This is a genomic window from Roseovarius tibetensis, from assembly GCF_050896375.1.
Lineage (GTDB): Bacteria > Pseudomonadota > Alphaproteobacteria > Rhodobacterales > Rhodobacteraceae > Roseovarius > Roseovarius tibetensis.
Genome location: NZ_JBPBBB010000062.1, coordinates 1 through 13,091, shown reverse-complemented (window position 1 = coordinate 13,091; position 13,091 = coordinate 1). Strand labels below are relative to the sequence as shown.

At 63.9% G+C, this 13,091-nt stretch carries 16 protein-coding genes and 1 pseudogene; 7 read left to right on the top strand and 10 right to left on the bottom strand.

Features of this window, described 5'->3' with window-relative positions; genetic code table 11:
• Positions 1-94 precede the first annotated feature (94 nt).
• Positions 95-451: a hypothetical protein gene (locus ACROSR_RS19195; RefSeq protein WP_432687496.1), complete on the top strand. Its 357-nt coding sequence runs from the start codon at positions 95-97 to the stop codon at positions 449-451.
• A gap of 90 nt (positions 452-541) precedes the next feature.
• Here the strand turns inward: ACROSR_RS19195 and ACROSR_RS19190 are convergent.
• Positions 542-646 (bottom strand): annotated as a pseudogene (locus ACROSR_RS19190) (transposase); the annotation flags it as partial.
• Positions 647-956: 310 nt separating this feature from the next.
• Between ACROSR_RS19190 and ACROSR_RS19185 the strand changes: the two are divergent.
• The 5 genes from ACROSR_RS19185 (at position 957) to ACROSR_RS19165 (ending at position 5,163) form a co-directional block, all read left to right on the top strand.
• Positions 957-1,556: a cytochrome P460 family protein gene (locus tag ACROSR_RS19185; protein WP_432687495.1), complete on the top strand. Its 600-nt coding sequence runs from the start codon at positions 957-959 to the stop codon at positions 1,554-1,556.
• A 163-nt stretch (positions 1,557-1,719) separates the two neighbouring features.
• Complete coding sequence (locus ACROSR_RS19180) at positions 1,720-2,712, top strand: DUF3179 domain-containing protein (RefSeq protein WP_432687494.1); 993 nt, start codon at positions 1,720-1,722, stop codon at positions 2,710-2,712.
• A 26-nt stretch (positions 2,713-2,738) separates the two neighbouring features.
• Positions 2,739-3,230: a DUF302 domain-containing protein gene (locus tag ACROSR_RS19175; RefSeq protein ID WP_432687493.1), complete on the top strand. Its 492-nt coding sequence runs from the start codon at positions 2,739-2,741 to the stop codon at positions 3,228-3,230.
• Positions 3,227-3,781, top strand: coding sequence for a carboxymuconolactone decarboxylase family protein (locus tag ACROSR_RS19170; RefSeq protein WP_432687492.1), 555 nt, complete (start codon positions 3,227-3,229; stop codon positions 3,779-3,781). Before ACROSR_RS19175 ends, ACROSR_RS19170 begins: the two co-directional genes overlap by 4 nt.
• A 359-nt stretch (positions 3,782-4,140) precedes the next feature.
• Positions 4,141-5,163 carry an ATP-binding protein gene (locus tag ACROSR_RS19165; RefSeq protein WP_432687491.1) on the top strand — a complete coding sequence of 341 codons (1,023 nt, stop codon included), beginning with the start codon at positions 4,141-4,143 and terminating at the stop codon, positions 5,161-5,163.
• 19 nt (positions 5,164-5,182) lie between these two features.
• Here the strand turns inward: ACROSR_RS19165 and ACROSR_RS19160 are convergent, their stop codons facing one another.
• The 3 genes from ACROSR_RS19160 to ACROSR_RS19150 form a co-directional block, all read right to left on the bottom strand.
• The gene (locus tag ACROSR_RS19160; RefSeq protein ID WP_432687490.1) at positions 5,183-5,743 is read right to left on the bottom strand and encodes a carboxymuconolactone decarboxylase family protein; all 561 of its coding nucleotides are present in this window, start codon (positions 5,741-5,743) and stop codon (positions 5,183-5,185) included.
• Positions 5,744-5,849: 106 nt separating this feature from the next.
• The gene (locus ACROSR_RS19155; RefSeq protein ID WP_432687489.1) at positions 5,850-7,034 is read right to left on the bottom strand and encodes an alpha/beta hydrolase; all 1,185 of its coding nucleotides are present in this window, start codon (positions 7,032-7,034) and stop codon (positions 5,850-5,852) included.
• Positions 7,035-7,218: 184 nt separating this feature from the next.
• A complete protein-coding gene (locus ACROSR_RS19150; protein ID WP_432687488.1) occupies positions 7,219-7,812 on the bottom strand; it encodes a TetR/AcrR family transcriptional regulator in 594 nt (197 codons plus the stop codon).
• 115 nt (positions 7,813-7,927) lie between these two features.
• On the opposite strand from ACROSR_RS19150, the gene ACROSR_RS19145 reads away from it, so the two are divergent.
• Entirely contained in the window at positions 7,928-8,497 is a 570-nt protein-coding gene (locus ACROSR_RS19145) for a carboxymuconolactone decarboxylase family protein (RefSeq protein ID WP_432687487.1), read from the top strand.
• 420 nt (positions 8,498-8,917) lie between these two features.
• Here the strand turns inward: ACROSR_RS19145 and ACROSR_RS19140 are convergent, their stop codons facing one another.
• From ACROSR_RS19140 to ACROSR_RS19115, 6 genes are all read right to left on the bottom strand, one after another.
• Entirely contained in the window at positions 8,918-9,934 is a 1,017-nt protein-coding gene (locus ACROSR_RS19140; protein WP_432687486.1) for a TauD/TfdA dioxygenase family protein, read from the bottom strand.
• Positions 9,935-10,311: 377 nt separating this feature from the next.
• On the bottom strand, positions 10,312-11,007 hold the full coding sequence (locus ACROSR_RS19135; protein WP_432687485.1) for a hypothetical protein: 696 nt from the start codon (positions 11,005-11,007) through the stop codon (positions 10,312-10,314).
• The gene (locus ACROSR_RS19130; protein ID WP_432687484.1) at positions 11,004-12,053 is read right to left on the bottom strand and encodes a helix-turn-helix domain-containing protein; all 1,050 of its coding nucleotides are present in this window, start codon (positions 12,051-12,053) and stop codon (positions 11,004-11,006) included. The genes ACROSR_RS19135 and ACROSR_RS19130 overlap by 4 nt, the downstream gene beginning before the upstream one ends.
• The gene (locus ACROSR_RS19125; RefSeq protein WP_432687483.1) at positions 12,050-12,463 is read right to left on the bottom strand and encodes a VRR-NUC domain-containing protein; all 414 of its coding nucleotides are present in this window, start codon (positions 12,461-12,463) and stop codon (positions 12,050-12,052) included. Before ACROSR_RS19125 ends, ACROSR_RS19130 begins: the two co-directional genes overlap by 4 nt.
• Positions 12,460-12,729, bottom strand: a complete 270-nt coding sequence (locus tag ACROSR_RS19120) for a hypothetical protein (protein WP_432687482.1) — start codon at positions 12,727-12,729, stop codon at positions 12,460-12,462. Before ACROSR_RS19120 ends, ACROSR_RS19125 begins: the two co-directional genes overlap by 4 nt.
• A complete protein-coding gene (locus ACROSR_RS19115; protein ID WP_432687481.1) occupies positions 12,726-12,971 on the bottom strand; it encodes a helix-turn-helix transcriptional regulator in 246 nt (81 codons plus the stop codon). Before ACROSR_RS19115 ends, ACROSR_RS19120 begins: the two co-directional genes overlap by 4 nt.
• Between the last annotated feature and the right edge of the window lie 120 nt (positions 12,972-13,091).

Genomic DNA, 13,091 nt, shown 5'->3' with positions numbered 1-13,091 from the left:
TTCCGCGAACAGGTGTCAGAAAATTTCCGCGTCATAACCCACCAAGAATTTCGGTTTTTGGAAGGTTAGGGGTATAGATAACCTATCCGACGAGGTGTTTCGCACCCGTCTCGGACAAAGATTCGAGACATTCGTCGATGAGGCGTTCAATATCATGCGCTGGACTCTCGTCGTGGGTTTCCTGCGCTTCCTCGCCGTGAACGCCGGTTCGATCTGGTTCGACCTGATCTACTGGGCGGCAAGCCTGCTTTTGTTTGGTGCGCTTGCATCCCGTCTCCTGCTGCGTCCCGAAGTGCCTCTCTTCGCCAAGCTCGACCGGCGCTGGAAGCGCCGCGTCCAGACAGCCGTAAACTTGGGGCTTTGCCTGCTTGCCTTCCTCCTCGCGATGTGGCTGATTGAACATCTTGTAGATGGGATTGCGCGTTACCGCTTCGCCCCTGTCGTGGGCTGACGGATGGTCCGACTAGCCACGCGAGCGATATCCGGACGACCGCATGCGAAAGCGACATCGGCTCCATGCATGCCTGTTCTTATCAGTCTACTTTATCCGGTGAAGCTTCCATGGCAACGCGACGGTCTCGGCGTCCACGCTGATCAGGCGGGTGTTTGAGATGGCGACGCGATGGGTATGTCGGCTCAGGTATGAGCGCGGCCTGAACATGCGACGCTCTTTTGATCTCGGATTAAACGCGTCACCTTCGGCGACGAGATCATCTGCGGCACTTGAGAGGCTGCGGGCGCCGCGCGACAGAAATTGCGGTTACGATGCCGTCTTACCGTAAGATCGCGCCGATCACTTACCGGTCAACACGTACCTGGGGCGGATTTTTTGCCTTTCGATGGAGCAAGCATTCGTGATCAGGAGTGATTTCATCTCGCAGTATTGGAGCCGTAGCATACGTCTTAGAAGCCGCAAGATGCCGGATAACCAAAAAGCACGACAGAGAGGATCAAAGATGAAACGCACACTCACCGCAATAGCCGCGCTCGCCCTGACCGCCGCCGCAACCGGCGCGCAGGCGCAGGATAACTGCGATCCCGGCAAGCCGGGCGCCGAACTGACCGGTGCCGAGGCCGAGACCGTCTATGCCTGCATCGCCGAGGAGCTGCAGGCGGGCTACGCGCAGGGCGACAAGCGCTGGATCCCCGCCGAGTATGTGAGCGACTTCCGCGACTGGACCAGGGCCAGCACGATCCCGGCCGCACCGGGTTTCCACGGCAACCGTTTCCTGCTGACTTGGGTGAACGATACGGGCGACGAGGCCTACCTGGAGTATGCGGAAGACCCCGACATTCCCGCGGGCACGGTGATTGCCAAGGAGTCTTTCGCGGTCACGGATACGGGAAACGTGCAGAAGGGTCCGCTCTTCCTGATGGAGAAGGTCGCTGCCGGCACCTCGCCCGAGACCGACGACTGGTACTACATGCTCGTCGCGCCGAACGGCACACCCCAAGCGGTCAACGTGATGACCGCCTGCAGTGAATGTCATCAGGGTGCCTACGGCCACCAGGGCGGGCTCGGCTACCCGGTCCCCGAGGCCCGCGTGTCGAACTGACGGGCTGCTCATCCTCACTCTCACGCACAAGGACCCCAATGACCGCCGACGCAAGACCCAAGCTGGCGAAGATCGACCTCGATATGGCCTACGACGGGGCGCCTCCCGTCGTCGAGGCCGCGGAATGACCCGCGGGCGGCCGGCCGCGGGGGGACGCGCCCCGATGAGGGGCACCCTCCCGGCGCTCGCGCTGGCGCTCGGGCTGGCCGCGGCGGGATCGGTCGCCGCCGGCCCGGTGGAGCGCTGGCGCGACGCCTGGCCGGAGACCGATTTCGACCGGCACGCGGTCCCGTTCTCCGAGATCCGCTCCGGCGGTCCGCCACGCGACGGCATCCCGCCGATCGAGGACCCGCGCTTCGAGCCGGTGGCGGCCGCGCGGGACCGCATCGCCGCGCGCGAACCAGTGATTTCGCTCGATATAAGGGGCGACGCGCGCGCCTATCCTCTCTCGATCCTGATCTGGCACGAGATCGTCAACGACACCGTGGGCGGCACGCCGGTCGCGGTCACCTACTGCCCGCTCTGCAATACGGGCATCGTGTTCGAGCGGGTCGTGGACGGGGCTGTGACGACCTTCGGTACCACCGGCAAGCTCCGCCATTCAGATCTGGTCATGTACGACCGCGCGACCGAGAGCTGGTGGCAGCAATACGGCGGACGCGCCATCGTGGGCGAGAAGACAGGCGACGAGCTCGACGCCGTGCCCTCGCTCATGGAATCATTCGCCGACTTCGCGAAACGCCACCCCAAAGGCCGCGTCCTGCGCCCGCCCGAAGGGTCGCGCCGCGCCTATGGCCTCAACCCCTACGAGGATTATGACGCCTCCTCGCGCCCATTTCTCTACGACGGCAGCTATGACGGGCCGGGGTCGCCGCTGATGCGCGTCGTCACCGTGACGGGGCGGGCCGAGGCCTGGAGCCTCGCGCTCCTGCGCGAGAAGGGCCGGCTACGCGCCGGCGACCTGGAGCTCAGCTGGCGCCCAGGGCAGGCCTCCGCCCTCGACAGTGCGCGCATCGCCGAGGGCCGGGACGTCGGCTCCGTCACGGTGATGCGGGTGGGCGAGGACGGCGCGCGCCACCCCGTCGTGCACAAGATCCCCTTCGCCTTCGCCTTCCGCGCCTTCAATCCCGGCGCGCCGATCCATCACCCCGAGTGAACCGCAAACGACCGGAGGTCTCGCAGATGGTCCGCACCGCCACCCTCGCACTCGCCGTGTTCCTGCTCGCGGCACCGGTCCTCGCGCTGGAGCCGCGGGAGGGCTGGCGCGTCCACCCCACGCAGAAGTCCTACCAGACGCTGCTCTCCGACCTGAAGGCGGCCATACGTGCCGAGGAAATGGGCCTCGTCACCGAGGCCGGACCGACCGGGGCCGCGGCGGCGCGCGGTATCGAGATCCCGGGGAACCGGGTCGTCGGCGTCTTCCGCAATGACTTCGCGGTGCGGATCCTCCGGCTGAGCACGGCGGCCATGATCGAGGCCCCGGTCCGCTTCTACGTCAGCGAGGAGGCCGACGGCACCGGGACGCTTTCCTACAAGACGCCGGGCTTTGTGTTTGCCCCCTATATCGACGAGGGCGGCGCGGATCTGGAAGCGGCGGCGGGAGAGCTCGACATCATCTTCGAGGCGATCGCCGACCGGGCCCGCGGACCGGCAAAGGAGACATCCGATCAATGAGCCATCTTCCTACCCTGCCGAACGCGACGCTGATCGACGTCTTCGCGACCGCGCCGGAAATCTTCGAGCGCCTGCATGTCTTCGCCGAGGCGGTCATGCGCGGGGCGAATTCGCCCTTCTCGGCCGGCGAGCGCGAACGGATGGCGGCCTTTGTCTCGCGGCTGAACGGCTGTGTGTTCTGCGAGGCCTCGCACGGCGCGGCCGCCGCCCGGTTCGGCGCCGACCCGGCGGCGGTGACCGCCCTTGTCGAGGACCCGTCAACTGCGCCCGTTCCGGAGGCGATGAAGCCCGTCTACCGATACCTGCGCACGCTTACCCTCGAGCCCGGTGCGGCCTCCGCGGCGGAGGTCCGCGCGATCCTCGATGCCGGCTGGCCCGAGGCGGCCATCACCGGCGCGAACCTCGTCTGCGGCGTATTCGCGATGATGAACCGGCTCGTCGAAGGCCTCGGCATCGGCTCCGATCCGGCGACCGTCGAGATGGCGGGTCGCCACCGCCATGATCGCGGCTATGTCGGCATCAGCGACCTTGTGAAAACGCGCGCCGGGTAGGGCTCCGGGCGGTCCGTCTTCCCGCGTCCGCGACACGCGCGAGCCAATTTTCGCCACCTTCCAGCACAGACGCGACAACTGGCCTTGTGTCTTGCATCGCGCGCGTAAAGTGCCGGCGGTTTCGCGTGCTCGAAATCGTCGAGGACCACAGCCGGGTCTGCCCCGGCCAAATCGTGGACGTGTCACGTCTGACCTCACATGATCGATCAAACGCGACAAGCTTCCAAGAGGTTGGGCCATATGGGACACAGACCAGACCTTTCGGCGTGATCGTACGCGAACGTACGCGACAGACTGCATTGCGGGCCACTCACGCTTTCGTTAGCGTTGCATGCAGGGATCGAGGGCAAAGGCTCGGAATGCACGCTTCCACAACAACAGCCGTAAGCGAAGACGCCTTCGCATCGTTGTTTCAGGAGTTGCACGACCCGGCATTTCTCGTCGACCGTGTCGATGGGAACTTTCTGGCCGCAAATCAGGCGGCGGCACGGTTGCTGGGCTATTCGCTGGATGACCTTGCCACGCTCAGCCCGAGCGACCTGCACCCGCACGAGTTGCCGCGCCTCAAGTCATTCCTGCAGGAAGTGACCACCCATGGGCGCTGGCAGGACGACAACCTGACCTGTCGCTGTCGCGACGGAAGCTTCGTGCCGGCGGAAGCCCGCGCCACCACGCTGCACGTGCAGGGACGTGACTGCATCCTGATCCAGCTGCGCGACCTGCGCGGCCAGAAACTTGCAGAGGTGGGCCAGTCGGTGCGCAAGCTGTCACATGACCTGCGCAACGCGATGACCACGGCGCAACTTCTGGCCGACAGGCTGGCAGAGAACGACGATGCGCAGGTCCGCAAAAGCGCCGACGTGATCGCGCGGTCCCTCGAGCGCGCCATCACCATGTGCCAGCAAACCATCGACGCCGGCCAGATCGCCAGCGAAGCGCCGTGTCGCGAAAGGTTCTTGCTGGCGGATGTGGTCGAAGAGGTGACCGCCACCGTGGTCATGCCAAGCGGCCTCGGCACACAAGTGGTCATGGACGACGCGGATGAAGACGCCACGGTGCTGGATGCCGATTTCGACCAGATCTACCGAATACTGCTAAACCTTGTGCGGAACGCCGCCGAGGCGGGGGCGCAGACCGTGCGCATCTACGGCGCGCGCGACGATGGGCGGGCGATCCTGACGATCACCGATGACGGGCCGGGGTTGCCGGACTCGATCCGGGAGAACCTCAACCGCGAAAAGCCCGACCTTTCCGAAGGCAGCAGCGGGCTGGGCCTCATGATCTGCTGCGAACTGGCCGCGCGACACGGCGGCGCGATGTCGGTTATGGATAGCGGCCCGAAGGGGTCGCGATTCCGCGTCACCATCCCTGACGCGGTCTGAGCCAGACTGACAGGCAGGTTCAGTTCTTCTGACCGATGGACCCGTAGCCGCGGAATTCCGGATCGATCCGAGTGCGCATCAGGTTGTTGGCGTAAGTCGCCATGGTGAATTCGGAAACCGTCCCGATGATTTCGACCAGCGCCGCATGGCCGAACCCGCGCCGGGCGAACCAGTCGATTTCCGCTCTTGGAAGGCGGCCGCGCGTTTCCAGCACGCGCATCGTGGCGGTAATCAGGGCATCCATCCGATCGTCATCGAGACGCGCGCGGGTCAGCGCCGCCTCGACAGCCTCCTGCGTCGCGCCGGCCTCGACCGCCTCCTTGGAAAGCGCGGCGCGACAATAGTTGCAATCGTTCTCCAACGCCGTAAGCAGACCGACGATCAGCCGCTCTCCCTCATCGAGGGTTCCGTTCATGAGCTTGTCGTCAAGCTGCACGAACCCGGCCAGCACGTTCGGGGCGACCCCAAGCGTACGGTAAAGATTGGGCACTCCTTTGGGGTAATAGGCCCGAATGGCTTCGAAAAGGGCCTTCTTGAGGTCGTTTTCGGCCTCGGCCGCGGTGTCGGTGTCGGTTGTCACTTTGGCGTCTCTTTTCCGTGCGATCAAACCCATCATTAAACGGTGTTGATCGAGAAATCCAACGCAGAGCAACACGAACTCCGTCACAATTCAGTCATGGGGACGTTCACCGATCGATGGGCGACGTGCGGGGCGCCGGGTCGGGGGGCAGGATCAGCCGCCAGAAATTGGCCTCGAGCGGTTCAAGATTGCGCGACGGGCTTTCGGGCGGTGTGCCTGTGGTGATCACCTTGGCCAGATCCGCCAGCACCTCCGGATTGTTGCGAAAATAGCTGTGGCTCGACTGTCCGGTCACGGCGCTGACATTGACGAAATGGACGTTCCGGATGCGCCGGAAGATCTCGCGTTCGGTCTCGCCCAGCGCATCGAAGGACAGCCGGCCAAAGCGAGTACCCGCCATTAGGAGTTGTGCGAGGCCGAGCGCCCCGTCATTCGGGTTCATGTAGACCGTGATGCGGCCGAAAGCGGGTCCGAAATGTTCGGCGATCAGGCGCTGGCGGACCACCGAGAAATCCAGATCTGGGGCCGCGAGGATCAGCGTCTCGACCTTCAGCGTTTGCAGTGGATTGCGCCCCGCGGCCCGCTCTTCGATGACAAGCTCGCGCAATGCGGTGGTCACCACGTCGCTGCCACGGCTGTGCGCGACAATGTGAATACGCTCCAGCCCCGGCACATCCTTCAGAAGCCGCAAGGTCTCCTTGAGGTGGAAGACCGAGAATTCACCGCTTTCGCGGTCCTTGAAATATCCGAACGCGCCGGGATTTCCCGCAGGCCAGCTATATGCGACGGGCAAGGCATCGCGTCCCGTGACGTGCCAGAGCCGCGCCGTCGTCTCCAGCGTTTCTTCGAAAAGGCTGTTGAACCCATGCACGTAGAACAGGATCTCGCGTTGTCCGCTGCGCTGCAGGGCGCTGGCAAGGGTGCGGCGCATATCCGCCTTGGCGGCATTGTAGGCCAGCGTCGCCTCAGCATCCGGCAGGATGATGCCACGATCCTGGGAAAACGGCAGCGGCGTTTGTGGAAACCGCCTGATTTCGTGTAACCCTTCGAGGTCTGGCCGGACCGTGTCCGTCGCGATTTGCGCCACGCCGAAGGTCATGGCCGGGCTCCGCTCTGTCGTATAGGCAATGCCGCCATCCTGGGATCGTTGGGACGCGCGGTCGGTCACGTAGTAGAAGGCCTCGCTGCGCTCTGCATCCCCCTCGGACAGCTGCGAAAACGTGACAGGGCGTCCGCAAGCGGACAGCAAGACAAGCGCGCATATCCAGATCACGTGTTCGACAAGACGCATCTTTTCATCCTTGGTGCCACCACCAGGAAACCTATCCGGACATGCGCGCGTGGGTCGAACACATTCCGAATTTCAAACGCAAGACTTCGTGAAGACAGGCCCCACCCCGTATTGGTGGCGTGCGCGAGGGCGATCAACGCCCGGATATGATGTTTGAACACGTGCTTTGAAGATGGTTCCCTGGTCAGCCAGCCATCGCCTCGATCTCGCGGGCGATATCCTCCGCGAGGATCCCGGCGGTCTCGGCCGCATCGCTGCGCTGCGCATAAGCGCGCAGTCCGAAGATCGACGCTTGCAGCCGCGCTGCCAATCGCTCCGGGTCCGAGCCGGGTGGGATCTCGCCGGCGTCGCGCGCGTGGCGAAAGGCGTCCGCAAATGTCATCTCGACCTCGCGCATCATTTCCTCGGCAGTCTGGCGCAGCATTGGATCGTGATCCGGGGTTTCCAGCAGGGTCTTGACCAGCATGCAGGCGCGCGAGGGCGGATCGCTGGACAGCAGACGGCCGATCATCCGCACATGCGCCGCAAGCCCGCTGATCGGGCTTGGCGCCCTGACCATCGTTTCGGCCAATGTCGCTTGTCCGATGGCAGCGTAGCGGTCGAGCGAAGCGCAAAAGAGCGCCTGCTTTGACCCGAAGGCGGCATAGATCGAGCCCGGTCGCATGTCGAGGGTCCGTTCGAGATCCTTCAGCGATGTGGTGTGATAGCCGCGCGCCCAGAACAGGTCCATTGCCGCGTGGAGCACTTCGTCCCGGTCATGGATGGCCGATCTGCCCATGTCTCACACCTCGATCCCGATTGAGTGATCGCTCAAGAAGTTTGTTGTATACTGGCACGTGTAAAGTTAGGCAAGTTACTTGAACGATCACTCAAGAAACAGCAAGGAGACCCGCGTGACCAGCTTTGAAATGCACACGATCGAAACTGCCCCCAAAGACAGCCGCCCGATGCTCGAAAATTCCCAGAAGGCGTTTGGCAGCATTCCCGGGCTGCATGCCGTGATGGCCGAGGCGCCCGCGCTTTTGCAGGCCTATCAGCAGCTTCACCAGATGTTCGCCGAGCAGACCAGCTTCGACAAGGACGAGTTGACCGTGGTCTGGCAGACCATCAATGTCGAGCACAACTGCACCTATTGCGTGCCCGCCCATAGCGGCATTGCCAAACGGATGAAGGTGGACGATGCGATCGATAACGCGCTCCGCGACGAGACGCCGCTGCCGAATGCCCGGCTCGAGGCACTGCGCAGTTTCACGCTGGCTGTCACCCGTGGCCGCGGCCATGTCGAGGAGACCGAATTGCAGGCATTTCTCGGTGCAGGATTCACCAAGCGTCAGGTTCTCGAGGTGATCCTTGGCCTGTCGCAGAAGGTCATGTCGAACTACACCAACCACCTCGCCGAGACACCGGTGGATGAGGCATTCCAGGGCTTTTCGTGGAAAAAGGCGGGCAAGGACGCCGCCTGACCCGCCGGGTCGCCACCTGCCGTCGCCTCTGACGAACCCGGCCTCGTATCCTTCAAGGTCGGGTCGCCTTTTCGCAGCGTATTCTTGCGACGTCGTTCGGTGATTTGGGTGAAAGATCCTTATTTCCTAAGCTGGCGGGGCCATCGTCACAGTTCTTGTCCTTGCGTAAAAAGGCGCGATAAAATGCGGTCCGCATGGGGGTGCCTCCCGCGCATCGTCGAAGTGAGCCCCACGCAGTCCGAAGATCGACAGCATGTCAGGATCCTTCTACGCGTTCAGGTCGATGACCCGAAATCCGTGCAAGGGTCCTGACATAGGGTCGATCTCCGGTCTGGAAACATTCTGCGATGGACGCCAACCCGGGTAGGGCGAGCGATATGGTGTGCTCTTCTTTTATCCGAAATACGCGCGAATGGCAGGTCAGTTCCGCATGGGAATACCGTCTTGCCAGCGGAAGCCGACACCGCCGCCTTGCCAGACGCCCTCGCCGATCGGGTTGGGGCCGTCGATCTTCACATGCTGCGGCAGGTCGAAAGCGGGCGCAAGATCCCGAACGCCCTTCACGGTGCTACGATGCATGATCCGCAAGCCCTGTTTTTCCACAGGCATATGCGCTTCGGGCGCCGCCCGATGCGCGACGGCAAGGTTGTCGATGAAGACACAGTCGTTTTCGTGGTACTCGTATGCGACAGCATATCCGTCGCTGAGCCCGGCATTCAGGATGTCGTTGTAGTCGTGGCAGAGCTGCTTGAGATCCTCGGCGTCCAGGAGGCTGAAACCGTCCCGATCCGGCAGCTTCTCGATGACGGCGCCCGTCATGCCCAGATGCAGCCAGATGCATTTCTGCCCGGACAAGGGGTGCTCGTGCACCAAGGGGTGCACAACACCCGAGGCGGAGTTCACCGAGGACAGTCGGCTCCAGCGTTCCTGCCTCTCCACGGGCAGCGCCTCGAAGGCAAGTCCTTGGTGCGCAAAATGCGTGCCGCCGCCATTCTCGGCAGGGCGAATGATATGATAGCCGGAATGGGAGAAGGTGGCAGGCAGGAAACTGCCGTCATTGTGCCATTGCGGCCCGACATCCGGAATGCCGTGACGTTCATCGTTGGACAGGCGAAAGATGTGGGGGTTGCCGCCGGGCGTCTCGGGGTGAACGCCATGTGTGCTGTGCAATTCCTTGCCGCCCCACAGACAGCTGGCGCGCAGGAAATCCTCGGCATCCAGCTGTTTCTCGTTCTTGAACACGAGAAAGCCGCGTTCCGCCATCTCGCGCTCCAGGACGTCGACAGCCTCGGGCGGCAGTCCGTCCTTGGAGGACAGGTCTATTCCCGAAACCTGCGCGCCAATGGGATCGATAGCGGCGATCTCGCCACCAAATTTCTCGATGATGGCAGCACGCGTCGGATCAATCGGCGGGAGTTTCGTTTCATGTGTGTTCAAAGCCGACCTCTTTATTAACATCTTGCAGATAAGTCGCAGTTTTCTGTGTTGAAAGGGGGTAGCCGATTTGGTCGCGCCGTGGCCTGTGCCTCACGTCAGTCAGATCGTGCGTGTCTGTATTTCAAGACCCTGACTTTACGGGAAAATCTTTCCAGTGCCAGCCCCTGCGGTTGATGAATACTTGTGCTTACGCAGCCAATGGCTGGTTCTACGGATCGCAATGCAGCAGCGATGACAATCCTTGTATCTAGGCTTTGGCCCGCTTGCGCGCTGAGCCGGGGTAAGTCGCTGCATGTCTGAACTCGCGGCTCCATGATGCCTATTGTCATTGCTCGCCCATGGCGCAGCAAGTGCCCAATATCAATGCCCAACGCCGCTCACCTCGGTTCCCACGGCCGCGCTTTCGGCATCACCCCTGTCACCGCGACCTCCCTCAACATCCCGCCCGCGATCAGCCCGTCGCGCACCCAGCCCAGCGCCTGCCACCATTCGTCATAATCCTTTCGGGCAGATGCGATCTGCTCGGGATGCGGCGAGAACGTCACGGGGCAGGCAAGGATCTCAATCGTCTTCCATGTGCCACGAGGTGTTGGGCCTCTGACACGAATGCGCGCGGTCCCGACGACGACAGTTTTCGCCCGCTCGCCATGCTTGTTGCGCCTGGTGTCCACCGGCACGCACTTTGGCACGGCGCCGGGCATCCAGTCCGGCGTCAGCCCGGCGCGCGCCAGTTCGGCCATCCGGATCGCCATGCGCTTGCCGCCCAGCCTGTCGGGGAGCCCCGCGACGGTGGCGGCGATGACCTCGGCATCCTCATGGGTGTGGTCGCCGATCTTGTAGCGCCCGCCATCGACCTTGCAGCCCAGCGCGGCCTGCTGGATCAGCACGTATTCCAGGCCGAAGCCGGAGCGATGCGCGCGCTCGGGATCGGAGGGCTCGGGCAGCTCCAGCTGCGCCTTCTCGACGCCGAAGGCCCATTCCAGCGCTTGCTGGACGGACATGGCACCCTTCAGCTTGCCACGTGCGCCGCGCTGGGCTGGCGTCCTGGACAGCCTGCGGTCGAACCGGCTCATAGCACACCTCGCGCTCTCAACCGGTCCGCCGTGACCAGCCCGCGGGCCAGCATGGCGTCGCGCATGGTGGTGCTGATCATGTTGGGCGGCAGGAACTGATCCGAGTTCACCATCCCGGCATAGAAGGCCGCCAGCTCGTCGTCGCTGGGCGGAGGCCCTGACGCGGTCTTGCGGCCCCTCCTGCGCCCTGCCTGGCGGTCTTTGGGCTTCTCGGACCCAGACCTTCGCTGCGCCTGACGCTGGGCGGCGCGCTGCATGGCGCGATCGAGCGCCTTGGGCCCGTCCGGCGGGTCGGGGTGGTCGTGGCGCGTTTCCTCGGCCACAGCGAGGATCGCCTCTGCGCTGAGATCAAGATCATCGCGCCAGCGCCGGACATGCTCGCGGGGCGGCCAGCCCTGCCACCAGGCGGGCAGCGCGGCGTTGGGGGCAAAGCCCAGCGCGTTGAGCAGCTCTGCAAAGAACCGATCAAAATCGAATTCGCGCGCTCGCGCGTCCTCCTCCTCCTTTACTGGTTCCCTTAAAGGTTCCCTTACAGGGTTAGTGTCCGGATTCCGGACACGGGTCGGGCCATTTTCCGGACACGGGTCGGGGCCAAAATCGGACACGGGTCGCGCGTCCGAGCCGTGTCCGGATCTCGGACACGGGAGAGCCGTATCGACTGCTGCCGCGCCTGCCTCTGGAGCGCGTTCGTCGGGTTCCGGGCTGTCAGCGTCACGCGCGGCGATCCCGTGTCCGGTTTCCGGACATGGGTCTGGCGTATCCGGTGTGAAGCCTGGCTCGAAGCCCAGGATGTAGCGGGTTGGCATCTGCCGTTTCGTGACGGGGTGCAGGCGCTTGACCCGGCGCAGCAGCCTGGCGGTTTCGAGCAAGGCAAGATGCTCGTTCAGCGTGGAGCGGCTGATCTCGCAATCATGCGCAAGCCGGCTCTGCGAGGGGAAACAGCCATAATCCGGGTTGAAGCGGTCGCAGAGATGCCAGAGCACTATTTTCGTGGTGGGTTTAAGCCCACGCTGCTGGATGGCCCAGTTGGTAGCAGCATGGCTCATGGGGCTGTCCTCCGCGCTGGGCGCTGAGCGGTATCTTGCTTCGCGACGCGGGTCGTGAGCCCATGATCCGCGAGTGCACCCAGCGCATCGTCGAGCGTGCGCACCAGCGCCCACCCGAAGCCCTGCGCCTGCACGGCATCGCGAAACCCCGCTTGCGCTGGGCTGAGCCGGCCCCTGGGAGTCTTCAGCTCCAGAAACAGCACGCGCCCGTCGCAGAGCACCATCAGATCGGCAAAGCCGGGATGGACGCCCATGCCGACCAGGATGGCCTGGCGTTTCGCGCCGCGTGGCCCTGGTTCGGTCACCTCATTGGCGCAGTGGTGTATGATCGCGGTCTTGGGCAGTGAGAAACGTAGCGCGGTGACCACAGCGCGCTGCAGATCGGCCTCGGGTGTCCTGCGTCGCGTCATCGACTGCCCTCCCGGTCCGGCTGGGCGCGATCGACGCGCCCTGGCGATTTCGCATCGAGGACGACCAGCAGGAGCCGGGCGTCCTCGCGCTCCTCGGGCGTCTGGCCATGCCGGACCAGTACCTTGCAGGCGAGACGGACCATATGATCGGAGTGGTGGACCACGTCAGCCACGACGATACGCGCCTCGCGCAGCCGCTCCTCGATCCAGTCCTGGCGGGCCTCGTCGCGGTGGCGGGTCTTGCGGAAGGGCATGGGTACGGTCATCGACGGCCTCCCCGGCGCCCGGGAGCGGGCGCTTCCTGCTGCATGAGCCAGTCCTGCACCGCCTCGCGACGGTAATAGATCTTGCGCCCGGCCCGCACGCAGGGCGGCCCGAACCGCAACTTTTCCCAGCGATGCAGAGTTTCGACTGTGACCCCGAGCTCCAAAGCAAGATCGAGGCGGCTGATCCAGCCGCTCAGCAGGGAAGGTTTGCTGGATCGGGGGGACGTTGCTGTTTCTGTCATTTGGTTTCTCCTGTTCATCGCCCGGCATGGGCAAAGTTCAGGTCTTCAGAAACGCAGAGCCGCAGGGGTGGCGGGAAGGCAGAGACCGGCGGTGATGCGCCCGGAGCCTGCCGGTCATTG

Excerpts from the sequence above, each read along its gene's own strand:
- ACROSR_RS19185 (WP_432687495.1), top strand. The coding sequence starts at position 957 with ATGAAACGCACACTCACCGCAATAGCCGCGCTCGCCCTGACCGCCGCC.
- ACROSR_RS19180 (WP_432687494.1), top strand. The coding sequence starts at position 1,720 with ATGAGGGGCACCCTCCCGGCGCTCGCGCTGGCGCTCGGGCTGGCCGCG.
- ACROSR_RS19175 (WP_432687493.1), top strand. The coding sequence starts at position 2,739 with ATGGTCCGCACCGCCACCCTCGCACTCGCCGTGTTCCTGCTCGCGGCA.
- ACROSR_RS19170 (WP_432687492.1), top strand. The coding sequence starts at position 3,227 with ATGAGCCATCTTCCTACCCTGCCGAACGCGACGCTGATCGACGTCTTC.
- ACROSR_RS19165 (WP_432687491.1), top strand. The coding sequence starts at position 4,141 with ATGCACGCTTCCACAACAACAGCCGTAAGCGAAGACGCCTTCGCATCG.
- ACROSR_RS19155 (WP_432687489.1), bottom strand. The coding sequence starts at position 7,034 with ATGCGTCTTGTCGAACACGTGATCTGGATATGCGCGCTTGTCTTGCTG.
- ACROSR_RS19150 (WP_432687488.1), bottom strand. The coding sequence starts at position 7,812 with ATGGGCAGATCGGCCATCCATGACCGGGACGAAGTGCTCCACGCGGCA.
- ACROSR_RS19135 (WP_432687485.1), bottom strand. The coding sequence starts at position 11,007 with ATGAGCCGGTTCGACCGCAGGCTGTCCAGGACGCCAGCCCAGCGCGGC.
- ACROSR_RS19130 (WP_432687484.1), bottom strand. The coding sequence starts at position 12,053 with ATGAGCCATGCTGCTACCAACTGGGCCATCCAGCAGCGTGGGCTTAAA.
- ACROSR_RS19125 (WP_432687483.1), bottom strand. The coding sequence starts at position 12,463 with ATGACGCGACGCAGGACACCCGAGGCCGATCTGCAGCGCGCTGTGGTC.
- ACROSR_RS19120 (WP_432687482.1), bottom strand. The coding sequence starts at position 12,729 with ATGACCGTACCCATGCCCTTCCGCAAGACCCGCCACCGCGACGAGGCC.
- ACROSR_RS19115 (WP_432687481.1), bottom strand. The coding sequence starts at position 12,971 with ATGACAGAAACAGCAACGTCCCCCCGATCCAGCAAACCTTCCCTGCTG.